The 21,439-nt window shown below is 59.6% G+C and carries 23 protein-coding genes and 1 pseudogene; 7 read left to right on the forward strand and 17 right to left on the reverse strand.

Annotated features, from left to right (window positions below; translation table 11 throughout):
- The 8 genes and pseudogenes from ACILRA_RS05955 to motA all read right to left on the reverse strand — a co-directional run.
- A pseudogene (locus ACILRA_RS05955) lies at window positions 1-196 on the reverse strand (hypothetical protein); the annotation flags it as partial.
- Between the two features lie 46 nt (window positions 197-242).
- Window positions 243-665 (reverse strand): flagellar basal body rod protein FlgC, encoded by a 423-nt coding sequence (gene flgC / locus ACILRA_RS05960; RefSeq protein WP_395661178.1) that lies wholly within the window; start codon window positions 663-665, stop codon window positions 243-245.
- A 2-nt stretch (window positions 666-667) separates the two neighbouring features.
- Window positions 668-1,039: a flagellar basal body protein gene (locus tag ACILRA_RS05965; protein WP_395661179.1), complete on the reverse strand. Its 372-nt coding sequence runs from the start codon at window positions 1,037-1,039 to the stop codon at window positions 668-670.
- Window positions 1,040-1,105: 66 nt separating this feature from the next.
- A complete protein-coding gene (locus ACILRA_RS05970; protein ID WP_395661180.1) occupies window positions 1,106-2,194 on the reverse strand; it encodes a flagellar biosynthesis protein FlhB in 1,089 nt (362 codons plus the stop codon).
- Between the two features lie 18 nt (window positions 2,195-2,212).
- Window positions 2,213-3,235: a FliG C-terminal domain-containing protein gene (locus tag ACILRA_RS05975; RefSeq protein WP_395661181.1), complete on the reverse strand. Its 1,023-nt coding sequence runs from the start codon at window positions 3,233-3,235 to the stop codon at window positions 2,213-2,215.
- Between the two features lie 10 nt (window positions 3,236-3,245).
- Window positions 3,246-3,584: a FliM/FliN family flagellar motor switch protein gene (locus tag ACILRA_RS05980; protein ID WP_395661182.1), complete on the reverse strand. Its 339-nt coding sequence runs from the start codon at window positions 3,582-3,584 to the stop codon at window positions 3,246-3,248.
- A gap of 60 nt (window positions 3,585-3,644) precedes the next feature.
- Entirely contained in the window at window positions 3,645-4,499 is an 855-nt protein-coding gene (locus ACILRA_RS05985; RefSeq protein WP_395661183.1) for a FliM/FliN family flagellar motor switch protein, read from the reverse strand.
- A 21-nt stretch (window positions 4,500-4,520) separates the two neighbouring features.
- Complete coding sequence (motA, locus tag ACILRA_RS05990) at window positions 4,521-5,396, reverse strand: flagellar motor stator protein MotA (protein WP_395661184.1); 876 nt, start codon at window positions 5,394-5,396, stop codon at window positions 4,521-4,523.
- 125 nt (window positions 5,397-5,521) lie between these two features.
- Here motA and ACILRA_RS05995 point away from each other — a divergent pair, with 125 nt between their 5' ends.
- The 3 genes from ACILRA_RS05995 to fliI all read left to right on the forward strand — a co-directional run bounded on the left by ACILRA_RS05995 (window position 5,522) and on the right by fliI (window position 8,372).
- Window positions 5,522-6,304: a DUF1217 domain-containing protein gene (locus tag ACILRA_RS05995; protein ID WP_395661185.1), complete on the forward strand. Its 783-nt coding sequence runs from the start codon at window positions 5,522-5,524 to the stop codon at window positions 6,302-6,304.
- A complete protein-coding gene (flgF, locus tag ACILRA_RS06000; RefSeq protein ID WP_395661186.1) occupies window positions 6,304-7,032 on the forward strand; it encodes a flagellar basal-body rod protein FlgF in 729 nt (242 codons plus the stop codon). Before ACILRA_RS05995 ends, flgF begins: the two co-directional genes overlap by 1 nt.
- Before the next feature lie 62 nt (window positions 7,033-7,094).
- Window positions 7,095-8,372, forward strand: coding sequence for a flagellar protein export ATPase FliI (gene fliI / locus ACILRA_RS06005; protein ID WP_395661187.1), 1,278 nt, complete (start codon window positions 7,095-7,097; stop codon window positions 8,370-8,372).
- On the opposite strand, the gene ACILRA_RS06010 is transcribed toward fliI, so the two are convergent.
- Window positions 8,358-9,044: a response regulator transcription factor gene (locus tag ACILRA_RS06010; protein WP_395661200.1), complete on the reverse strand. Its 687-nt coding sequence runs from the start codon at window positions 9,042-9,044 to the stop codon at window positions 8,358-8,360. The genes fliI and ACILRA_RS06010 overlap by 15 nt on opposite strands.
- Before the next feature lie 369 nt (window positions 9,045-9,413).
- Here ACILRA_RS06010 and ACILRA_RS06015 point away from each other — a divergent pair, with 369 nt between their 5' ends.
- On the forward strand, window positions 9,414-9,815 hold the full coding sequence (locus ACILRA_RS06015) for a MerR family transcriptional regulator (protein ID WP_395661188.1): 402 nt from the start codon (window positions 9,414-9,416) through the stop codon (window positions 9,813-9,815).
- Window positions 9,816-9,832: 17 nt separating this feature from the next.
- Here the strand turns inward: ACILRA_RS06015 and rhaI are convergent, their stop codons facing one another.
- The 4 genes from rhaI to ACILRA_RS06035 all read right to left on the reverse strand — a co-directional run bounded on the left by rhaI (window position 9,833) and on the right by ACILRA_RS06035 (window position 13,891).
- Complete coding sequence (rhaI, locus tag ACILRA_RS06020) at window positions 9,833-11,125, reverse strand: L-rhamnose catabolism isomerase (protein WP_395661189.1); 1,293 nt, start codon at window positions 11,123-11,125, stop codon at window positions 9,833-9,835.
- A 3-nt stretch (window positions 11,126-11,128) separates the two neighbouring features.
- Window positions 11,129-13,198 (reverse strand): bifunctional rhamnulose-1-phosphate aldolase/short-chain dehydrogenase, encoded by a 2,070-nt coding sequence (locus ACILRA_RS06025; RefSeq protein WP_395661190.1) that lies wholly within the window; start codon window positions 13,196-13,198, stop codon window positions 11,129-11,131.
- Window positions 13,199-13,265: 67 nt separating this feature from the next.
- Complete coding sequence (locus ACILRA_RS06030) at window positions 13,266-13,502, reverse strand: hypothetical protein (protein ID WP_395661191.1); 237 nt, start codon at window positions 13,500-13,502, stop codon at window positions 13,266-13,268.
- The gene (locus tag ACILRA_RS06035) at window positions 13,499-13,891 is read right to left on the reverse strand and encodes an ATP-binding cassette domain-containing protein (protein ID WP_395661192.1); all 393 of its coding nucleotides are present in this window, start codon (window positions 13,889-13,891) and stop codon (window positions 13,499-13,501) included. Before ACILRA_RS06035 ends, ACILRA_RS06030 begins: the two co-directional genes overlap by 4 nt.
- 295 nt (window positions 13,892-14,186) lie before the next feature.
- On the opposite strand from ACILRA_RS06035, the gene ACILRA_RS06040 reads away from it, so the two are divergent.
- Both ACILRA_RS06040 and ACILRA_RS06045 read left to right on the forward strand, forming a co-directional pair.
- Window positions 14,187-14,972, forward strand: a complete 786-nt coding sequence (locus ACILRA_RS06040) for a DeoR/GlpR family DNA-binding transcription regulator (RefSeq protein ID WP_395661193.1) — start codon at window positions 14,187-14,189, stop codon at window positions 14,970-14,972.
- A 44-nt stretch (window positions 14,973-15,016) separates the two neighbouring features.
- On the forward strand, window positions 15,017-17,011 hold the full coding sequence (locus ACILRA_RS06045) for an SGNH/GDSL hydrolase family protein (RefSeq protein ID WP_395661194.1): 1,995 nt from the start codon (window positions 15,017-15,019) through the stop codon (window positions 17,009-17,011).
- Here ACILRA_RS06045 and ACILRA_RS06050 read toward each other — a convergent pair whose 3' ends face one another.
- The 4 genes from ACILRA_RS06050 to ACILRA_RS06065 are packed head-to-tail and all read right to left on the reverse strand — an operon-like array spanning window position 17,012 to window position 20,816.
- Window positions 17,012-17,488, reverse strand: a complete 477-nt coding sequence (locus ACILRA_RS06050) for a DUF3833 family protein (RefSeq protein ID WP_395661195.1) — start codon at window positions 17,486-17,488, stop codon at window positions 17,012-17,014. It lies immediately after the preceding gene.
- A 13-nt stretch (window positions 17,489-17,501) separates the two neighbouring features.
- Window positions 17,502-18,698, reverse strand: a complete 1,197-nt coding sequence (locus ACILRA_RS06055) for a class I SAM-dependent methyltransferase (RefSeq protein ID WP_395661196.1) — start codon at window positions 18,696-18,698, stop codon at window positions 17,502-17,504.
- Complete coding sequence (locus tag ACILRA_RS06060; RefSeq protein WP_395661197.1) at window positions 18,695-19,468, reverse strand: DUF1365 domain-containing protein; 774 nt, start codon at window positions 19,466-19,468, stop codon at window positions 18,695-18,697. Before ACILRA_RS06060 ends, ACILRA_RS06055 begins: the two co-directional genes overlap by 4 nt.
- Window position 19,469: 1 nt before the next feature.
- On the reverse strand, window positions 19,470-20,816 hold the full coding sequence (locus tag ACILRA_RS06065) for an NAD(P)/FAD-dependent oxidoreductase (RefSeq protein ID WP_395661198.1): 1,347 nt from the start codon (window positions 20,814-20,816) through the stop codon (window positions 19,470-19,472).
- A gap of 108 nt (window positions 20,817-20,924) precedes the next feature.
- Here ACILRA_RS06065 and ACILRA_RS06070 point away from each other — a divergent pair.
- The coding region (locus tag ACILRA_RS06070; RefSeq protein ID WP_395661199.1) for a sigma-70 family RNA polymerase sigma factor at window positions 20,925-21,439 on the forward strand (515 nt) is incomplete at its 3' end.

Genomic DNA, 21,439 nt, shown 5'->3' on the forward strand with positions numbered 1-21,439 from the left:
TGCGCTCCGCCGCCATGACGCGCTCAACGACAGTCTGCAGCGGCAAGTCTCCGCTGATGCCGGCGAGCGCTGCGGCCTCCCCTTGGCGCACGGTATTTGCTGCGTCTCCGGCAAACTGTTTGAGTACAGCGGCAAATCCACCGCCATTTTCCGCGGCAGCATGCCCCGAAGGCGCGGCCGCCTGCGGCGGCTTCATGGCGAGCTCCGGCAGTGAGGAAATTGACGAGAAGGAGATCGTCACGCTATTGCCCCTTTAGAAGATCAACCATCATTGATGTCATTTCACGTGCCTGCCGGATCATTTGCAGATTGGCCTCGTAGGAGCGGCTGGCTTCGCGCATGTCCGCCATCTCCACCACCATGTTCACGTTGGGCAACTTCACGTAGCCTGCGACATCCGCCGCCGGATGCCCAGGCTTGTATTCCTTCTCGAATGGCTCCATGTCGCGAATGACACGGTTGACGGTGACGAGCGACGCACCGGTGACCTCGTCAAGCGATTGTTCGAAGGTAACCATCTTGCGGCGATAGGCATCCGCGCCGGGGCGTGTTCCTGTCGATTCGGTGTTGGCGAGGTTTTCGGACACGATCTTCAGGCGTGTCGACTGCGCGTGTAAGCCAGACGACGCCGTGCGCATGACTGAGAGGAGTGGATCAACCGCCATGTTCACGCCTTAACGCTGGAGAGCAGCATACGATGGAAGGAGCGCACGATACTCGAATCGATGTTCATCATTCTGTTGCTCGAGCTGGCAGCCATCAGTTCCTTCTCGATCGAAACATCGTTGCCGGAGTGGGAGGCATTCCATCCCTCTCCGGCGCGCGTGCCGGCAGATCGAAGCTCTCCGGGACTGATCGAGAGATGCATGGGAGACGTGGCTGCCAGCTGAACGGCCGGACCCTCAAGATATGATGAGAAGGGATTGATTTCCCGGACGCGGTAACCGGGCGTGTCAGCATTTGCGATGTTTGCCGCCGTTACCATCTGGCGTTCGGCAATCCACGTCATGTGGCGTGAAGCGACTTCGAAGAGATACATCGCGCGGTCTCCTTGGATAGAGGACTGTGCTTCTAGGGGATTGAGCTTGTCCCGGGCTTGCAGTGATCAACCAGCGCGCTGCTGACGCGGAAGCCGGCCCCGGCTATTGAGGTAGTGGATGATTTCGGCCACGGCGCGGTAAAACTCCGGAGGAATCTGCTGATCGACGTCGACCTGCTCGTAAAGACCTCGCGCAAGCGGGCGGTTCTCGACCAGCGGAACGGCGTGTTCAGAGGCAAGCTCGCGAATGCGAAGTGCCAGATGATCCACTCCCTTTGCGACGACCACGGGTGCACCACCTTCGTTGCGATCGTAGCGCAGCGCCACGGCGTAGTGCGTGGGATTGGTGATGACCATGCTGGCCATAGGAATATTCTGAAGCATGCGGCGGGAAGAACGTTGCCTCGCAACGTTCCGCATCCTCGCCTTCAACAGAGGGTCACCCTCCGCTTCCTTCATCTCCCGCCTGACTTCATCGGGGGTCATGCGAAGTTCTCTGCGCCACCGGAGCCGCGACCACACCATGTCCGCGATTGCAAGCAAAAGTGCGAGAACGAGGAGAGGAATGAGAACGGCAGCTGTCCAGTCTTGCAGCATCGCTGGCAGCAGATAGGGATCGGCATAGAGTGCAGAGGCGAATTCCTGCAGGTCATTCTTCATTGCGAACCAGAGCACAGCCGTGACTGCCATGATCTTCAGCACTGACTTTGCGAATTCGATAAGGCCGAGCTTGCCGAACAGCCGGTTCCAGCCCGCGAACAGCGATATGCGGGACATGCGGGGTGTGATCCGCTCCGATGCCGCATCCGGCTTGTTTTGCGCCAGAGAGGCCAGAACCGTTCCGGCCGCAACGACCGCCATCAAAGGGAGGAGGGCAGCCGAGAGATCAATCAACAGGCTGGCGATGAAGCTGGCCGCTGCCTCACGGTCCTCGAGTCGAATGCCACCTGCTGCACCCAAGGCTTCCCTGAGCGTGTTCGCGATTCGGCTGACCGACCAGTGCGCCAGAAGGAGCAGCACTCCCAGTATTGCTGCGAGAGAGCCGAAGAGGGTCGCTTCCCGCGCAATCGGCACATTTCCCTTGTTGACGGCATCCGCGATCCGTTTTTCGGTTGGCTCTTCAGTCTTGCTTTCCTGGTCTTGATCCTCTGCCATGGTCGGCCCGAAGGCGCATCAGCCAGAAGGTTCATCGCTCTTGGGCAACTCGACTTCGCCGCGCTGAGCCATCTCCAGGACTTTCGCAACGATGGCGCTTCGCGCGGCGTCTCCCTCCTTGTTGCGCACTCCCTTGTCGCTGGCCAGCTCTGCTTCCACCATGCGCCGGGCTCTTGCCCCGAGCGACGACAGTGCCACTTCCTTGATGGCAGCGTCCATTCCCTTGAGTGCGAGTACGATCTGGTCTGGTTGCAGCTTGTCGAACAGGGAGAGCCTCGATTCCTGTGAGAGAGCGCCAATATCTTCAAAGGAGAAGATCAAGCGCTTCAGCTTGACGGCCTCATCCGGCTTCCAGGCGGCAACACCAGCGAGGATTTCGCCAGACATGTCACGTTCGATCTTGTTCAACATGGCGGCGAGCCGGCCTCGACCCTCTGCCTCCAGGGCTGCGTCGGCCTTCGACAACAAATCACGCTCCAGCGCGGCCTCGACGATGCTCTCTACCTCCTCGCGAACGGGTTGAACCTTGAGAAGGCGCCGCGCAACAGTAACGCGGAAGTCACCAGGAAGGATGGACAGGCATCTTGCGGCGAACTCTGAATCGAGCCGGGAGAGGACGAAGGCAATCGTCTGCGGGTGTTCGTCCAGCAGATACGGAACGAGAGCGTTCTCCATCCCGGCTTCGAACTTTTTCCAGACGGGCTCACCCGCCTGCATGATCTGGTTTCCCAGCATCTTCGAGAGTTCGCCGGGCGAGAAGGCGCGCTCCACGAGGCTCTTCACGGCCTCGAAGTCCGTACCGAGCCCCAGTGCCTTGGCGAACTGCGCCGCAAAGTCGTCGACCAGAAGGTCAAGATCCTGCTTTTCGACACGGCTGATCGAGGTGGCGGTCTCCATGATCGCCTTGACCTCTGCGGAGTCGAATCTCTGGAGGAGCTGAGGACCAAGCTTGTCGCCAAGCGCCAGCAAGAGTATGGCCACGCGCTCGCGGCCGCTGCGCGGCGCAGCGGAGGCCATGGCCGGAAAGGCAAAGTTCGACACGGGGGCTCCGTCAGGGCCCGGTGGGGCCGCTTTCCACCACTTCCGTGATGGTCAGCCCTAACCGGTCTCCGTCTCCATCCAGCACGAACAGCTCACCTTTTGCGACTTCCCGCCCGTTCACCAGGACCCTGGCTGCCGTTCCGAGCTTCTCCTCTAGCGTGACGTTGGCGCCGGGCTTGAGTTCCGCCACTTCTGACAAGGGCATGCGTGCAGTTCCGATGACGACCTGCACGGAAACGGGGATCCGCAGAACAGCGCCTGGAAGCCGCCGGGAGATAACGGGTTCGGGACCAGGTTCCGGGGAGGGAGGACTGAGTTCGGGCAACTGTTCACTGAGGATGGAAGACATCAAACCAGCCTGATTTTCAATTTTTTACTTGCTTACGTCAACGGCCTTGCTTGAAGTTGGTCAGGCAATGGCCGCGGCGATGGTGACAGCCAACCGGTCGCCCGAACGGGCGAGACTTCCCTCGAAGGCAGCAATACCACCGCTCCAAAGCGTAACTGGTGTGGAGACGGTGGAGGAAAGCGTGATCATTCGCCCTGGCCGTAGGGTGGTTATGTCCTCCACGGAAAGTGTTTCGGGGCCCAGCGTGACGGTCAGTTCCACGTCCGACCTTCCAACCTGACGCTGCAGGCGGTTGTGTGCAACGTCGTCTTCGGCGTTCCCGCCCGCCGGATCCGAAGATCTTATCTGATGAATCAGTGCGTTGCTCTCCATGCTCATGAGAACTTCGCCGCTATGGCCGAAGACGTTAACCAGAAGCCGGAACGATGTCTGTTCCTTGGCGGCGGGACTTTGATTGCGTGCCTCATGTTCTTGAAAGTGGCTGAACGGCCGCCCGAAATGACTGCCCATGGTCTCGGCCACCTCACTGGCAAGTCTCTCGCTAACAAGGTCCAGGAGACCGTTCTCAATCGCCGAGAGCGGTCTTTCGCCCAGGTCGAACGGTGCCTCTGTTCCACTTCCACCCATGAATGCCTCCAGCAAGGCTGAAATGAGCGGGCGATCGAGCACGATGTCTATCGTCAGCGATCCGCTGGCCGATTCGAAGCGGATCGAACGTACAGAAGAGTCAGCTGATTCAGTGTTCAACTCTTCAATGCGGTCCGGAGTCACACGCCAGGAAATCGAGACAAAGCTTGCAAATGCCCTTCTGCAGGCTTCAGCCAGAAGGACCGACAGCTTTACTGCGGAGGGTATCGTGGAGACGGACTCACGGGTACGGGCCTTGAAATGCGATGCGGAGAGCGGGTGTTTCATGAAGCTGGCCTTACCTGCCGGTCACGCAGCCTTGGAGTCGCCATTGCCGGCGTTCATCGTTTCCTGCTCAACCTCGGAAATCGTCGGGCGCTCATAGGCCGAGATCGTCTTTCGGCCATGCTCAAGCGCCACCTGCGGCATTGCGCCATTCATGAAGGCGAGAAGTGTCTGCTTGATGATCACGTAAAGCCTGACTCTCTTCTCTCGCACGGTCTTCACCTTGGTCGCGAGTGGACCGAAAATGCCGTAGGAAAAGAGAATGCCGGCGAATGTTCCAACGAGTGCCGCACCGATTAGATGGCCAAGAACCTCCGGCGGTTGATCGAGGGAACCCATGGCCTTGATGACGCCAAGCACCGCAGCCACGATTCCGAGTGCCGGCAACGCGTCAGCTATGGCGGAAAGGGCCAGATAGACCTTGAGCTTGTCGCGCTGGATCGTTTGAATCTCTTCGTCCATCAGCGCCTCGATTTCGTGGGTACGGGCATTGCCGATGATGATGAGGCGGCAATAATCACATATGAAATTCGTCAGGTCTTTGTCAGCGAGAATCTTCGGAAAGACTTTGAAGATGTCGGACTCCGCCGGATTGTCGACATGTACTTCCATTTCTGTTCGCGTCTTGGTTCGGAGTTCACGCATCAGTGCATAGAGAATGGCGAGCGTGTCGAGGTAGTCACGTGGCTTCGGCGTGGCCTCCTTAATGGCTTCCATGACCGCCTTGAAGGTATCCTTCACGACTTTCATCGAGTTGGCCACGAAGAAGGTGCCGATGGCGGAGCCAAGAATGATCACATACTCCCAGGGCTGCCACAGCACGCCGATATGCCCGCCCATGGCCGCAAAACCGCCGAGCAGACATCCGAAAACGATGACCATGCCGATGACGAAGGTCATGTGCGGCTTTTTCCTGCAGTGATCTGCTCTTCTGGCTAGATTTGGATGCTTGCGCGGGCCTGTAGGCACCTGTCTTCAGGCCGGGACAAGGCAAAGCAGCCAATCTCCCTTGCGAGGGAAAAAAGATGACCGGAACAGTTGCACGCTATCAGCAGATTTCGCGGAACATAGAGCGGACACTTGGCAACTTGTCGCAACGTCCCGACGTGAAACGCGAGTCTGACTATTATCTCGCCAATATCCGTAGCGTTAAATCAGCCGAGGACCTTCTGAAGAATGATCGGCTCTATAATTTCGCCATGACCGCCTTCGGGCTGAAGGACATGATCTATGGCAAGGCCTTCATGCGCAAGGTCCTGACAGAGGGACTCGATAGCCAGAAGAGTTTTGCCCTGCAACTCGCGGATCCACGTTTCCGCGAATTCGCCGAGGCGTTCAATTTTGCCCGCTACGGCGGTACGGCGACGGCTTTCGACCGTGTCCAGCAAGGCGCGGTGGACCGCTATCTGCGCATCCAGCTGGAATCGGAGGCGGGACGGAGTGACGAGGGCCTGCGCTTGTCACTCTACTTCCAACGCAAGGCTCCCGAGGTGAGCAGCATCTTTGGTCTGATGGGTGATCCCGCACTCTACAAGGTGGTTCAGACGGTACTCGGCCTTCCGGCTTCATATTCGAACACCAATATCGATACGCAGGCCGCTTTCATTCGTTCCAGAATCGAAGTTGCAGACTTCGGAAGCCCAGCAAAGCTCGACGCCTTCATCACGCGGTTTACAGCCAGATGGCAGGCTGCGAACGGAAGCGGCATGCAGTCTGCTCCTGTCGTTGGGCTCAGCCGGTCCATGCTCACGAACTTTGACAACTCACTCCTTCTGAGCATGCAACTCTTGAGAGGGGTTAATCGCTGATGGATGTCAATTCCCACGTTGCAGTATCGGGACAGTTGGCGCAGGCCCGGCGGCTCGAGACCATCGCAAATAATGTGGCGAATGCTGGGACGGCCGGGTTCCGCGCGGAAGGTGTCGGCTTCTCCACGATCGTCTCCAAGACAGCGCCCTTCGATACGAGTTTTGCATTTGAAGGCGGGTCGCACGCGGATACCCGCAGCGGTGCTTTCACGGCAACAGGAAACCCCCTTGATGTTGCTGTCCAGGGCTCGGGCTTTCTGGCGATCCTGACACCAGAGGGAACGGCCTATACGCGTGACGGGCGGATGCAAATGCTGCCGACTGGCGACATCGTATCCCTCAACGGGCACCCGGTTCTGGACGCTAGCGCTTCGCCACTCTCAGCAGACCCGCGGGGGGGCGCGCTGGACATCAGCCGGGATGGCGTCATCCGGCAAGATGGCCGGGTCGTCGGCTCACTCGGGCTTTTTGCGATAGATCTCACGCGGGGATACCGGCGCTACGAGAACGCCGCGTTTCTGACGGCGGGACCGGTGGAACCAGTGCAAGAGTTCTCAAAGGATGGAATCCTGCAGGGGTTCGTCGAGGGATCCAATGTGAACCCGATACTTGAGATGACCCGTCTCATTGAGGTCCAGAGGGCTTTCGAGGCAGTGAGCGCCAGTCTGGAGCAGCGTGATTCGGCCATCAGGGACACGATCCAGGCACTGGGCGCGCGCGGATCCTAATGTCACCTAACCAGCGCCCACTGACGGCGATGGCGGCTCGCGTTGCAGCGGCGGCTCAGTCGATGCCTTTTGCGCGGGCTCTTGGCGAGGTGCGCTCGGTGGGGCCCTCCTCGATCGAGATCGCGGGTCTTTCTCGGGTGCTGCGAATCGGTTCACTGGTGGAGATCGCCACTTCGCGCGGACCAGAACTTGCGGAGGTTATCCGGCTCGACCATGACATCGCCCAGTGCAAGCCCTACGACAATCGGGCCGCGGTGGCTCTTTCTGACCGCGTCTCCCCGCGCGGGGAGCTTCACTACCTTCCCGGGCCTGACTGGCGCGGGCGCATTGTCGATTCACTTGGCCGGGCGGCTGACGGTGGGCCACCGCTTCGCCAGGGAATGGTTACCGTTGGCGTGGCAGCGAGCCCGCCGAGGGCCATGGCGCGCCGGGTGGTCTCGCAGGGAGTGTCCACCGGAGTGCGCGTGCTCGACTGCTTTACGCCGCTGTGCCTTGGCCAGAGGATTGGTATCTTTGCTGGTTCGGGAGTGGGCAAGTCGACGCTTCTCAGCATGATAGCGCGAGCGGCAGCCTTTGACATCGTCATCGTTACTCTTGTCGGTGAACGGGGCCGTGAGGTAAGGGAGTTTGTCGAGAATACGCTGGGTGCGGCTGCTCAGAATGCCATCACCGTGGTTGCGACGGGTGATGAAAGCCCGATGATGCGCCGCCTTGCCCCGCAGCTGGCGACTGCTCTGGCCGAACATTTCCGCGATCTCGGCCAGAACGTACTGCTCGTGATGGATTCAGTGACCCGTTACGCGCATGCCTGCCGGGAGGTTTCTCTTTCTGCCGGAGAGCCACCGGTGGCGCGCGGTTACCCTCCGTCGGTGTTCAGCGATTTGCCGCAGCTTCTCGAGAGGGCAGGACCAGGCGCAGAGGGTCAAGGTACGATTACCGGCATCTACGCAGTGCTGGTTGACGGGGACGACCACAACGACCCCGTCGCAGATGCGGTCCGTGGCACGCTTGATGGTCACATCGTGCTGGATCGCGCGATCGGCGAACAGGGCCGCTATCCCGCTGTCAATCTTCTCTCCTCTCTGTCCCGCCTGGCGCATCTTGTGTGGACGCCAGACCAGTCTAAGGCTGTTCGTGAACTCAAGAAACTCGTTGCCCGCTTCGAGGACACACGCGACCTGCGGGCGATGGGTGGCTATCTGCCGGGGGCTGATCCGGAACTCGACCGGGCGGTCGAGTCGGTTCCGAAACTCTATGGCGTGCTCAGCCAGTCAACGTCCGAGCCAGCCTCGATTGATGCCTTCCGCGAGATTGCCGCCGGCCTGTCAGGCAGCATCTGAGGTTGACGAGACGATCTGGTAGCCAAGGTAGCGCTTGGTATCGATGGGGTCGTAGCCAAGGGCAGTCCGGAGTTTCTTCCGCAGCTTGCTGATGTGGCTTTCCACCACGCTTTCCTCGACTTCTTCATCGAAGAGGCCGTACACGGCGTTGAATATCTGGTTGCGGCTTACACGCCTGGTGCGGTTGGCAACGAGATATTCGAGTATGCGCCGCTCTCGCCTCGGCAATGTCAGCACGCTTCCTCCCACTTCAGGGTCCCTGCCATCGCTGAAAACGCGAAGATCGCCGACCGTGGCGGACTTGGCGCCGGGCGTGGCACGCCTGCGGATGGCACCGATTCGGGCGATGATCTCCCGCGCATGCACTGGCTTGCGAACGACATCATCAACCCCGGCAGCAAACAGCTTTAGCGTTGACTCGAGGCCGGTCGAATCATTCAGCGCAATGGCAGGGGCCTCGGTTCGCGTTTTGATCACGCGCGTGATCGTTTCCCGCCTGTCGAAGTCGCCAAGGATGAAAGCTTCAACCGCAGCGAGATCCGGCCCGCTTGTCGAGTGAAACCAGTTGTCGAAGTCGGACGGGGTGAAGCTTGCGGCGGACACGCCCTCCCGGCCGAAGCTTGCGCGATAGGCCGTGGTCACGTCGGTACGGTCGTCAACCAGAATGATCATGATGGCAATCTTCTTTCCATTGGTATTCAGCACCAGACGTAATGTCATGGTGTTACCAATCATCAAGAAGATATGGTTAATATGAAGTTAATGTCTTATTATTTCAAGGACTTAGACTTGGATTATATTGCTATACATGCGCCACAAAATTGAATTAAAGACTATTATTACTTAGTAAGATTCAGTTATACTTAGATGATAGACATCACCTATGTTGCGATTAGGCAGTGCGGCGGGGATTCTCTGCATACACGCAATAATAGATGAAGATTTATCTTGCACCCCATACGGGAATATTCTACTCAAATTCACCGCAATCGCCGGTTTGGACGCGGCATGGACGGAAGGGAGAAGACAGTGGAACAGGAAATGGAGCAAAACTTTGAATTGTATCAGGAAACTGACGGCGAGCCCCAGAATGGCTTCCTGTTCATTGGCGAACTGGCGAAGCTGACCGGGACGGACCCCAAGACGATACGCTTCTATGAGCGCGCGGAGCTGATCTCTCCCCCCCGCCACGGCCGTTTCCGCACCTATCTGGCAAGTGATGTCCGCCGGCTGAAGAATGTGCTCACGCTGCGCCGGCTGGGAGTGCCCATTGCCCAGATCCGGGACATTCTGGCGATGCTGTCGCCCGATGAGGATGTGCTCGCCAGCGAAAAGACCGTCGGCCTGCTAAGGCAACACCTCGATACGCTGCGCAACCGGCAGGCCGAGATCACACAGCAGATCGAGAAGACCAGTTCGGCGCTGGACAGCCTCGTCGCCTGAGACCTGAGCGGCCGGCATCAGACGATGCCGGCCGAGGTACCTTCGACCGCGGGGCGCTCCCGGGACTTCTGTGCCCTGTATCCGCTGTCGCGATACAGACCGATGGGGTCGATGGCACCACCCTTCCGGCGGCGCGCCTCGGCAAGAATCGGGGAAACGTCCGTCACGAAGGCCTGCTTGACGAGCCGGTGACCGAGCAGCGCGTCGCTTGATTCTTGCGCTGCCATAAGCGCGTCCCGGTCGATCAGTGATGCTTGCACATAGGCGCGCTGGATTTCCACCGCAGATGACATCAGGCTTTCTATTGGGTCCGTCACATTGTGAGACTGGTCGATCATGTAGGCTGGTGCGAACCCATCGGCCTTGCGCAATTCTGCATCCACCAGTTCGTTGAACACAAGGAACAGCCGGAACGGATCGATCGATCCGGAATCGAGGTCGTCATCGCCGTATTTCGAATCGTTGAAGTGAAATCCTGCAAGCTTGCCGGCGCGAATCAGCCGCGCCACGATCTGCTCGATGTTGGTGTTGGGCGCATGATGGCCAAGATCAACCAGGCATCGCGCCTTCGGCCCGAGTTCAAGAGCCGCCATGAAACTCGAGCCCCAATCCGAGATCACGGTCGAGTAGAATGCAGGTTCATAAAGCTTGTGCTCCAGGAAGACGGACCAATCCTTCGGCAGTGCTCCATAGATCGTCTTCAGCGAATCGACATAGCGGTCGAAGGCAGCGCCAAGATTCGTCTGACCCGGAAAATTCGATCCATCGGCGATCCAGACGGTCAGCGCCGTTGACCCCAGTTGCCTGCCGATCTCCATGCATTCCAGATTATGCTCCACCGCCTGGGTCCGGGTGCCGCTGTCAGCGTGGGTGAGCGAACCAAACTTGTAGGAGAGCCGCTGGCTCTTCTGGTCCTGGAAGGTATTGGAATTGACAGCATCGAAACCCAGCGCATGCGAGGCCGCTTCCTGGCGAAGGGCATTGTAGTCGCTCACCTTGTCCCAAGGGAAGTGCGGGGAGACGTTGGGCGTGATCCGCGTCAGTTGGTTGATGACCCCGCAATCCTCAAGCTTGTCATGGATGTGGCGCGGCTCACCGGGTCCGGGGAAACGCGCAAAGCGCGTGCCTCCTGTTCCCACGCCCCAGGTCGGCACGGCTACGGAGAAGGCCATCGCCCGCTCGGTCATGGCCTCGATGGAAATGCCGCGGCGTGACAATTGCCTGCCGAGGGCGTCGAAATCCTCCGCCAGCGCTTGCGCGAGCTTTGCATTTCCCGATCCAATAACATCTTCAGTGATCGCGAAGCTCATGGCTCACCTCGTGAAGGACGCGGCGTTGCCCGCATCTACGTTGAGGAAGTTACCAGTCGACTTGCTGGACAGGTCGGAGGCGAAGAAATACACCCCCTCGGCAATATCCTCCGGATAGACGGATCGCTGGAGAAGCGAGCGCTTGCGGTAGTGCTCCTCAAGTTCATCTTCGGTGATCTTGAGTGACACGGCTCTTTGCTGGCGCCAGGGGCCTTGCCAGATCTTGGAACCGCGCAGAACGGCGTCCGGGTTGACGACATTCACGCGAATGCCGAGCGGTGCACCTTCCAGCGCCATGCAGCGGGCGAGGTGAAGCTCCCCAGCCTTCACGGCGCAATAGGCGGATGCGCCAGGCGAGGCAGCCACCGCGTTCTTCGAGCAGATGAACACCATGGAACCACCGAGGGCCTGCCGTTTCAGCAGCCTGTAGCCCTCACGGCCAACGAGGAAGTAACCCGTCCCCATCACCGCGTGGTTCCGGTTCCACAACTCAAGTGTTGTATCCTCGACGGGAGCTGAAATGGTAATGCCGGCATTGTTAACGATGATATCGACACCGCCGAAGCAGAGCGCCGTCTCATCCATGGCGGCAATCACGGCCGCCTCCGACGTGACGTCCATCTTCACGCCGCGTACGTTGTCCTTGCCATAGGTCCTGGCGAACCCAGCCGTCACCTCATCAAGGGAAACCTGATCAATGTCGGCCAGAACAACACATGCCCCCTCAGCGAGGAGCTTCGAAGCGATGGCCGAGCCGATGCCACCCGCGCCACCCGTCACGAAAGCCACGCGGCCGGCAAGACTCTTGGGCTTCGGCATGCGGGCGAGCTTCGCCTCCTCAAGGAGCCAGTACTCGATGTTGAAGGCCTCCTGCTCGGGCAGGCCCTTGTAGGCCGAAACACCTGATGCCCCGCGCATGACATTGATGGCGTTCACATAGAATTCAGCCGCAATGCGCGCCGTGGCCTTGTCCTTGGCGAAGGAGAGCATGCCGACGCGCGGAACGAGATAGATCACCGCATTCGGATCACGAATGGCTGGTGAATCAGGGTGCTTGCAGCGCTCGTAGTAGGCTGCGTAGTCCGCTCTATAGCCCTCGATGAGCCTGTCGAGGGTTGGACCATCCGCGTCATGTGGAATGATGAGCGGGCGGATCTTGGTGCGGAGGAAGTGATCGGGGCAAGAGGTGCCGAGCGGCGCCAGCTGCTCCAGCATGTTGGAATTGACGAATTCCATGACCTCGGGCGAATCGACGAAGTGGCCGATCTTGCGCTCATGCTTCGAGATCCTGCCGCGGATCTCTGGCAACAGGCGAAGCGCCACGTCGCGCCGCTCAGCGTCTGACAGTGAACTGGCCTTCTCGCCCTTGAATGGCGGCTTCTCGCGGCTGCGCTCCAGCCAGACAGCTGCCTTGTTGATGATTCGCAGCGTTGTGTCGTAGCACTCCTTGGCCGTCCGGCCCCAGGTGAACAGGCCGTGGCTTCCAAGGACCACCCCCACATATTGCGGGTTTCTCTTCGCCATCTCGCCAAGCTTGATGCCCAGGTCGATGCCGGGCCGCTGCCACGGCAGAAAGCCCATCTCTTCGCCGAAGATTTCTGCCGTCAGCCTTTCGGAATCATCCGATGCGGCGATGGCGATCACGGCATCCGAATGGACGTGATCGACGTGCGGATAGGGAACGTAGCCATGAAGGCACGTATCAATCGACGGCGCGCGCGGATTGAGATCAAAGGTGCAATGGTTCAAAGCGTGCACCATCGCGTCTTCCTGGTCGAGGCTCTTGTAAAGAGACTTGAGAGACTCAAGCTTCTCCATGTAGAGCGTGGCAAAACCATCAAGTTTCATCGAGCCGATGTCGCCGCCTGAGCCCTTTACCCACAGGACTGTGGCGGGCTGGCCACTCAGCGGATCCTTCATCTCAACCTTGGCAGAGGTGTTTCCGCCACCAAAGTTGGTGATGCGCAAATCCGCGCCCAGCAGATTCGAACGATAGAGAAGGAGGCCGGGTTCGTCCATCTGGGCGGCCTTGGCGTCGTCCCACAGAGAGGGAACGGTTACGGAATTGCTCATGAGACTCTCGCTTTTGGAAGTGAAGAAGCGCGCCGGTTCAATGCCGGCGCGCCTGGATTGCGGATGATCAGAAGTCGAACTGGCCGATGTTTTCCTTGTTAAAGACGTAAGGCGCGCCCAGCAGGATCTCCGAACCATTGATGACCTGGAGATCGCCGAGCTTGCCGGCCTTCACCGAGGTCGCTCCCGGCTGCAGCGTGCCGTCAGCCACCGAGCGCAACACATGCATCGCGGCGCAGCCAAGGTCAACGGGGTTCCAGAGCACCACGGACTTGACACAGCCTTTCTCGACATAAGGCTTCATGGCGTTCGGTGTGGCAAGGCCGAGGAAGGTGTTGCCACCTTCTGGTCGATGTCGAGGTCGCCACTGTCCAGGGTGTCGAGAAGCTCCCGCGCGCGGTGCCGCATGGTTCGCCAGTCGATGGTGCCAAGTGAGGTCTTTGGCGTTTGTCCGAGAAAAATGTTCTCAGCCACCGTCAGTTCGGGAAAGAGCAGCAACTCCTGGTGAACCGTTGCGATTCCGGCGTTGTGGGCGTCCCCGGGAGAGGAAAACCTCACGGCTTTCCCGTTCACCAGTATTTCGCCCTCATCCGCCTGGTGAAGTCCGGCCATGATCTTGATGAGCGTGGATTTTCCTGCGCCGTTTTCGCCCATGAGTGCATGCACTTCACCTGGGCGAATGTCGAAGCTCACGCCGCTCAGGACCTTGATGCCGGCAAATGACTTGGAAACTGACCGAAGCTCAACCGGGAGTGCAGCGTGATCTGCCGCAGACTCAACTGGTCTTCCGCTCCCCATGCGTGTCGCTCCCTCGTATCTGACGCCCGCGGTTCCGATCGAAGGAATTTCTTGTCCCTGTTTACTTGTCCCTGACCGTGATCGATAATAAACATTGGTGATCAAAAAGCGTCAAGTGAGTTAGTTTAAGATTGAAGTATGATTTTTGCGTTGCACAATTGATTAACTTCGCTCACCAACGGCCGTTGGAATGACAGAGACTGAACGCCTTAAGCGGGTGCTGGAAGTGTTGAGGGACCGCCCCTTTGCCTCCGTGCGCGATCTACAGTCCGTGCTGGATGCATCACCTGCCACCATCCGGCGGGATATTGCCAAGCTTCACGCCACCGGTGCGGTGCGCAAGGTATTTGGCGGCATCGCGGCGGCTGATGCGGGTGGCATCCTCGACAGGGTAAGCGCCCGTCCCTTTACCGAGAACCAGATGCTCGGGGTCACCGCGAAAAAGGCCATCGCCCAGGAAGCGGCAGCACTGGTGCAGGATGGCGACGCGCTGATCATACATGGCGGATCGACATGTTACCTGTTTGCCATGCTGCTGGCCAACCGCAACGTGAAAATCTACACCAATTCGATGCCTCTGGCGGCAACGCTCTGGCAGAACGGCACCTGCCATCTCACACTGGCAGGTGGTGAATTGTACCGTGAACCGGGGATCGTCTTTTCCCCCAAGGCAGGACCGCCCGAATTCTATGCCTCGAAGTTCTTTCTCGGCGCCCAGGCCATCACGCCATCGGGCATGCAGGAGTCCCACCCACTCGTGGTGCGCGAGACCGAACTTCTGTTGCAACGTGCGGATGAGGCAATCTTGCTGGCTGACAGCCGCAAGTTCGGCTTACGCGCCCGCAACGCAATGATGCCGCTCACGCGCATCAGCACGCTCATCACTGATGACGGCATTTCGGACGCCAACCACAAGATGCTTCTCGATGCCGGTATCCGGGTCATCATCGCACGGCGCAATCCCGAGATTCCTTGAAGTCTGCCCAAACTTGGCCCGGTTTCGACCTATAAGCCTGACGAATGCCGAAACTGCTTCTTTTCATCGCCGTCATTGCCGGTCTTTTCGCCGGGCCTGCCGAGGCGCAGACGCTTGGCACCAGCCAGTTCAGGATCGAGTGGCAAGTCGTCAACCGCTTCCGCCTGTTCAGCGACCCGCAATTCTTCAAGCTTCATGAGAATGCCTGGCGGCAGTACCTGCTCCATGTCGACAACCAGGGCATGACATCCGACGAGCGCGACACCTTCGTCGCTCGTACGTCCATACTCGGTTCGGAACATGTTCTGAATGACCGCTACATCGCCTTCAGCAATATCCTGCGAAAGAACTTCGACTGGCGGGGATGGGCGGCGCGCGGCCAGGATCAACTCTGCTATGATTCGAAACGGCGCAACCACTCGGCCTGTGGCGGCACTGAAGCCTACTTGAACCCGCAGAGCCACGCTGTCGAACTGTGGCTCGCGGGAAGCGGGACCACGGTGCCCGCAGCGGCGACATGCGAATGGCGGATCGACGGGCGGATCGTCGCCGAAACCTCCTGCAACGAACGGGTGAGCGGCCCCGGCGTCGAACTGCCCTATCCCGGCGGTGCCGAGATCTCCGTCAACGTCGTGGGTGAATCGCCCATCATCGCCGAGGCGCGTGTCAGGGACCTGCTGATCGCCGGGCTGGGAGACAGCTTTGCCTCGGGAGAAGGCAATCCCAACCTGCCCGTGGCCTTCACCGATACGAGGCGCTTTCGCAATCTGTTTCCCGTGCGCAAGCGCAATGATGCGGGTGGAAATGCCCGTTGGACCGATGAGCTCTGCCACCGCTCGCTCTATGGCCAGCAACTCCGCGCAGCGCTGCAGATCGCGGTCGAGAATCCTCAGGCTTCCGTGACATTTCTTGACCTTTCCTGCTCGGGTGCCGGCATCGTTGACGGCATCTTGGGGCCGCAGACCTACGTTGAGCGGATTTCTGGTGGCGAACGGCGCAATACGACCATCGCCCGGCCGATCGCAGGCGGGGAACGCGACTCCCAACTCTACCGCCTCGTGCGGGAACTCTGCCGAGAGCGGCCTGAGATGCGCCAGGGGTTGCCGCACTGCCCCGGCAATGCATTCCGGCGTACGCTCGACTTCCTCTTTCTCTCGGTCGGCGGAAACGACATCGGCTTCTCCAATATCGTCGCATGGGCGTCGTTGCGCGATACAGCCTCGACCAACATTGCCGGTTTCTTTGGCGCAACGGTCAGCGACAAGGAATTTTCCAGACGCATGCGAGATGTACTTCCCGGCTCATATGCCGAACTTGCGGCCGCGCTGGAGGACACCATTCCCGTCACATCAGCGCCAGACGGTCTGTTCGATCCGTCGCGGATCGTCCTGACAGCCTATCCGGACCTTGTCACCAACGAGGCGGGCCAGATCTGCGAAGCAGCGCCGTCCGAGGGCGATGAGGAGGACCGTTATGCGGCCAATCAGTCGCTCGACATGTTTTCATCATGGCTAACTGCGCGCGACTCGCGACTTGCCGCGGTTCGTGATCAGTTTGCGATCCTCCACAAGCGTATGCGCGATCTTGCCGGCGACCACGGCTGGACTTTCGCCGGACGGATTTATGCTGACCGCATGTTCGAGGGCCATGGTTTCTGTGCCCGCAACGTCAGGCGGCTCGATGACCCCGCTGAACAACTGATGATACCCTGCTTCGGCTCGGCCAGCCGGGATACGCAGACTTGCCAGCCGCAATTCACCTCGAGGGAGGCAGGCTGGCGCCCCTACAACCCCGCGACAGAGCACTTCCCCTATGCCTTGCGGCAGCGCTGGGTGCGCTCCTTCAACGATGCCTACATGGTCGTGAACCAGAAGGTGACTGACCGCTTCGGCAAGATCGACGAGCAAGCTTCCGCGGCCGTGTTCTCGGAGACGACGGGTGCTCTTCACCCCTCCGCCGAAGGCCACGCTGCCATGGCCGATGGCATGATGCTCACACTCCGCCCCGTCTTGTACGAGATGCTCTACGTGAACCAGTGATCACGACTTGCGGAACAGGATAAGAACCTGGCCGAGCGTGATGCCCCATTTGCTGACCGTGGACCGATTGACAACGGCGCCGCCCCCGGCATCGTAAAAGACATCGTCGAACCGCATCGCGACCAGGCGGCTGCCAACCTTGAGACGCAGGGACGAGCGCATATAGGCCCGGCCCTGGTCGAAACCACCATGGGCCCCGGAGACGGCGTCAGCACAGGTTCCGGTAAAGCTTTGTCCATTTCCGCGGGTCAGCGTCCATGTCCGTTGCTGGCGCTCGCCATCGTCGAAGTCGAACTGCTCTTCCAGCACGAGGGTGCTGCCGTCCGCCCGTCCCGTCATTTCCACAGTGAAGCGCCGCTTCACGTCACCGGAACGGCTCTCGAATACTCCGGAGGCCAGGGTCTTGCCTTCGAAATAGGTGAGGAGATCAAAATTGGCCGCTTCATTGCGCTTCAGCATGAGCCCGATACGGGACATGAGCCAAAGCCGATCACCTGCCGCGGGTGAACCTGTAAACGCCCACGTCGATGGCGCCCTCGGTGAAGCCAGCTTCGCAGTAGCAGAGATAGTACCGCCAGCGGCGGCGGAAGTGGTCATCGAAGCCGAGGCGGGACACGGCAGCCCATGATGCTTCGAAACGCTCGCGCCAGAGAGCCAGGGTTCGGGCATAGTCCTGACCGAATGTCGCAACGGTTTCGAAATTCAGCCCTGCTGCGGCAGCTTGGCTGGCAAGAATGGATTTCGTTGGCAGCATGCCGCCTGGGAAAATATAGCGCTGGATGAAATCCGTTTTTGCGCGGTAACCGGGAAACAGCCGCTCGCTGATGGTGATCGCCTGAACTGCGGCATTTCCACCTGGCTTGAGCCTGTCGTGCAGCACCCGGAAGTAGGTTGGCCAGTTCGCTTCACCCACCGCTTCGATCATCTCGATCGAAGCGATGGCATCGAAACGCTCAGCAGTGTCACGGTAGTCCTGGAAGCGAATCTCCGCACGATCCCCGAGGCGCCTGCGCGCATAATCGAGCTGCTCGCGAGAGATGGTGAGACCTGTCACTTGGTGGCCCTGATCCGCCGCCACCTCCGCGAAACCGCCCCAGCCGCAGCCGATCTCGAGGATATCCGACCGGCCCTGGAGGCCAAGCGCGTCGAGAACGAGACGATACTTGGCAATCTGGCCCGACTTCAGGCTCTCGCCCTCCTGCCCGAAGAAGGCGGAAGAATAGCTCATCGTCTGGTCGAGCCAGACAGCGTAGAATTCGTTGCCAAGATCGTAGTGAGCACTGATGTTGCGGCGCGCACCGGCCTTTGTGTTGGCCCTCCGGAGATGGAACAGCCTGTCGACCATGCTCTTGTGGAATACGGGTCGAGCTGCCTTGTCCAGAGGTTCCCGGTTCTGCAGATAGAATCGCAGCACGGCCGTGATGTCGCTGCTTTCGACATCACCCGCCATATAGCTTTCGGCAAAGCCGATGGCGCCGCGGCGGACAGCGCTCCAGATCGGCCTGAAGTTCTTGAGCTGCAGGTCGCAGGAGGCGCCCGGCTTCATGTACCCGATCCGGTGCACCTTTCCGGACGGCAGTGTAAGGGTGAGGCCACCGGAAATGTCCCGGGGCAGGAGTTTCCGCCCCAGTGCGGCGATGGCGTGACCGAGGAGGCCTTCCCGGGCTTGCAGGGTTTCGGTTGTCATGGCTTGGTCGTCACCTCGGGCAGGAAGTCAACTCTATGGTTAGGCACGCGTGGCCTGGGCTTGAGCGTCAAACCTTTCCACCATAGCCGCAATGCTTGCAAGTGGATGGCGCCGATCACCTTGAGGGTGAGGAACGGCACATTCACGAAGGAACGCAGTAGCGCCAAGTCGCCAAGGACCGCCCGCGTCCCGCTCACATAGGCGTTCAAAACCGGCTTTCCGCCGACCGAGAGCGCTATGCCCAGAGCCATCTTCTCCCCGGGTGACGTAAAGTGAAAGGTATAGTTGCCCTCGACGGAATTGAAAGGCGAAACAAAAAACTGCTTCGGCGCCTTCTGGGCGAAATTCCCGGAAACCGGAATCACATATGAGTGCCGCCCGCCAAAAGTGTTGTTCACCTCATAAATCATCAACCGCAAGCGATTATCGGCATCAAAGCCGTAATAGACGGTAAGCGGGTTGAAGACATAACCCAGCACGCTAGGGTAGCAGAACATGAAGACGCGCTTGACGTCCTCGCCTCCTGACGTATTGCGAACCAGCTTCCAGGCATGTTCACGGATCGGCGTACCATCTCCGGGTCCGTGGTTGCGGTCCATCACGGAGAACAGGTTGAAGCCATTGTAGCTGAACAGGCGCAGCCGAGCGCCTGTCTCCTCCAGCCGATCGACATCTGCGAACAGGTTCACCACCCGATAGCGGAGTTCGTGCCGAACCGGGTTGAGCCGCCGATGCACGACTTCGCCACGGTAAAGGCAGGTCTCCGGCATCTTACGCCGCAGCTTCCGTGGCAGGGGCGATTTCGGGACGGGGCGGTTCCAGGTGGATGCGGCCTGATTCATCCTCCACCGACCAGGGCCGCCTCACGCCGCCCAGTGCTTCGGCAGCGGCAAGACCTGCCTGAATCCCGTCTTCATGAAATCCTGAACCCCAGTAGGCACCACAAAACCAAGTGCGGCGCGTGCCCTGAATCTTCCAGAGTTCCTTCTGCGCCGCCATGGCGGCAGGGTCGAATATGGGGTGGGCATAGTCGAACTCGGCAAGGACCTTCTCCATCCGCGGCTCATCAAGCGGATTGAGGCTCACGAAGAGGGGCGCCTCGACGGGCAAGGGCTGAAGCTTGTTCATCCAATAGGTCACGGCACTTGTCGTAGCGGAATACGGTGGCAATTCCGAGAGGTAATTCCAGCTGGACCATAACCGGCGCCGCCTGGGCATGAGGCCCGGATCCCGGTGAAGGATTGCACGGTTCCTGGAGTAACGGAAAGATGACAGGAGCCGCCGCTCCTCGCTTGAGGCATCAGCGAGCATCGAGAGCGCCTGGTCCGCATGTACAGCGATCACAACATCGTCATAGCCCTGCTCTTCTCCGTTCACCGCGCGGATGGTGACACCATCGGCATGACGCCTGATTGCGGCGACGGGGGTCCGCAGCCTCGTTTCGAACGTGCCGCTGCGGATGAGGCGCGAAACGTATTCACGGGATCCACCCTTCACAGTACGCCAGAGCGGGCGGTTCGTGATCTTCAAGAGCCCGTGATTATTGAAGAATTGCAGGAAAGCCTTGGCCGGATAGTCGCGCATGTCGCCAGGTGCCGCAGACCAGATCGCCCCCGCCATGGGCAAGAGGTGCCGCTCGAGGAAGAAGTCGGAATAGCCTTCCGCCTTGAGGAACTGGGCGATGGTCAGTTCCTCGGAAAGGGAAGGAAGCTTGGCCAGCGTGGTCTTGAAGAAGCGGGGAATATCACGGATCATCCGCCAGTGGCCGAGACTGAGAAGATTGCCAGCCTGCCCGACCACCTGTGCAAGGCCAGAACCTGCATATTCATAGGCGCCCTTCCCCATCGACACGGAGAAACTCATGTTGGATGGCGCCGTCGGCACCTCCAAGTGGCGGAACAGCGCGGTCAGATTGGGATAGGCCGGGGGATTGTAGACGATGAAGCCTGTGTCGACGGACACATCCACCCCGTCCACCTCACAGTCGACCGTATTGGAGTGCCCGCCCGGCCGAGCGTCAGCCTCTATGAGGGTCACCCGGTGCGTATGTGAGAGCAGCCAGGCGGCGGACAATCCGGAAATGCCCGATCCGACGACGGCAATATGACGTGTTTTCACAGAGGTTTACCCCTAGTTTGCAGTAGCTACGCCCCGTTTCCAGGGGCGGATCAGGTGATCCGTCTGACAGACCGAGGCGTAAACCCGACGGAACAGGAGAAACATGCTATGTATGCCGTTATGGATTCGGCAGACAAGCGACAAAACGACGAAAAACTGCGGCTTGAGACGCAGTTCCGCACCTTGATCAAGAAGGTGGCGCAAAACCATGACCGGCAGGCTTTCGCCCAGCTGTTCGATCATTTTGCGCCGCGCCTGAAAAGCTTCATGATGCGCAAGAACGCTTCGGCTGAACTGGCTGAGGATCTTGTTCAGGAAGCCATGATCGCGGTGTGGACCAAGGCGGGCTTGTACGAGCCGTCGAAGGGGTCAGTGACCACCTGGGTGTTCACCATCGCCCGGAACCTGCGAATCGACAGGATAAGGCGTGACGTGCACATGCCGACGACCGAGCTCGGCGACTATGACGAGCCGTCGGAGGCGCCGGAGGGAGAAGAGCTGCTGGGCCGCAAGCAGGAGGACGGGCTGGTAGCACAGGCGCTCCAGTCGATCCCCGATGAGCAGCGCCAGATTCTTCTTCTCTCCTTCGTTGAGGACATGCCGCAGAGCGAGATCGCGTCGAA

Source organism: Aestuariivirga sp., from assembly GCF_044239095.1.
In the GTDB taxonomy this organism is placed as follows: domain Bacteria; phylum Pseudomonadota; class Alphaproteobacteria; order Rhizobiales; family Aestuariivirgaceae; genus Aestuariivirga.

Excerpts from the sequence above, each read along its gene's own strand:
- ACILRA_RS06040 (WP_395661193.1), top strand. The coding sequence starts at position 14,187 with ATGACAGAGACTGAACGCCTTAAGCGGGTGCTGGAAGTGTTGAGGGAC.
- flgC (WP_395661178.1), bottom strand. The coding sequence starts at position 665 with ATGGCGGTTGATCCACTCCTCTCAGTCATGCGCACGGCGTCGTCTGGC.
- ACILRA_RS06050 (WP_395661195.1), bottom strand. The coding sequence starts at position 17,488 with ATGTCCCGTATCGGGCTCATGCTGAAGCGCAATGAAGCGGCCAATTTT.
- ACILRA_RS05980 (WP_395661182.1), bottom strand. The coding sequence starts at position 3,584 with ATGTCTTCCATCCTCAGTGAACAGTTGCCCGAACTCAGTCCTCCCTCC.
- flgF (WP_395661186.1), top strand. The coding sequence starts at position 6,304 with ATGGATGTCAATTCCCACGTTGCAGTATCGGGACAGTTGGCGCAGGCC.
- ACILRA_RS06030 (WP_395661191.1), bottom strand. The coding sequence starts at position 13,502 with ATGAAGCCTTATGTCGAGAAAGGCTGTGTCAAGTCCGTGGTGCTCTGG.
- ACILRA_RS05995 (WP_395661185.1), top strand. The coding sequence starts at position 5,522 with ATGACCGGAACAGTTGCACGCTATCAGCAGATTTCGCGGAACATAGAG.
- ACILRA_RS05970 (WP_395661180.1), bottom strand. The coding sequence starts at position 2,194 with ATGGCAGAGGATCAAGACCAGGAAAGCAAGACTGAAGAGCCAACCGAA.
- rhaI (WP_395661189.1), bottom strand. The coding sequence starts at position 11,125 with ATGAGCTTCGCGATCACTGAAGATGTTATTGGATCGGGAAATGCAAAG.
- ACILRA_RS05985 (WP_395661183.1), bottom strand. The coding sequence starts at position 4,499 with ATGAAACACCCGCTCTCCGCATCGCATTTCAAGGCCCGTACCCGTGAG.
- ACILRA_RS06055 (WP_395661196.1), bottom strand. The coding sequence starts at position 18,698 with ATGACAACCGAAACCCTGCAAGCCCGGGAAGGCCTCCTCGGTCACGCC.
- motA (WP_395661184.1), bottom strand. The coding sequence starts at position 5,396 with ATGACCTTCGTCATCGGCATGGTCATCGTTTTCGGATGTCTGCTCGGC.
- ACILRA_RS06010 (WP_395661200.1), bottom strand. The coding sequence starts at position 9,044 with ATGATCATTCTGGTTGACGACCGTACCGACGTGACCACGGCCTATCGC.
- ACILRA_RS05965 (WP_395661179.1), bottom strand. The coding sequence starts at position 1,039 with ATGTATCTCTTCGAAGTCGCTTCACGCCACATGACGTGGATTGCCGAA.
- ACILRA_RS06060 (WP_395661197.1), bottom strand. The coding sequence starts at position 19,468 with ATGCCGGAGACCTGCCTTTACCGTGGCGAAGTCGTGCATCGGCGGCTC.
- ACILRA_RS06025 (WP_395661190.1), bottom strand. The coding sequence starts at position 13,198 with ATGAGCAATTCCGTAACCGTTCCCTCTCTGTGGGACGACGCCAAGGCC.
- ACILRA_RS06045 (WP_395661194.1), top strand. The coding sequence starts at position 15,017 with ATGCCGAAACTGCTTCTTTTCATCGCCGTCATTGCCGGTCTTTTCGCC.
- ACILRA_RS06015 (WP_395661188.1), top strand. The coding sequence starts at position 9,414 with ATGGAGCAAAACTTTGAATTGTATCAGGAAACTGACGGCGAGCCCCAG.
- fliI (WP_395661187.1), top strand. The coding sequence starts at position 7,095 with ATGCCTTTTGCGCGGGCTCTTGGCGAGGTGCGCTCGGTGGGGCCCTCC.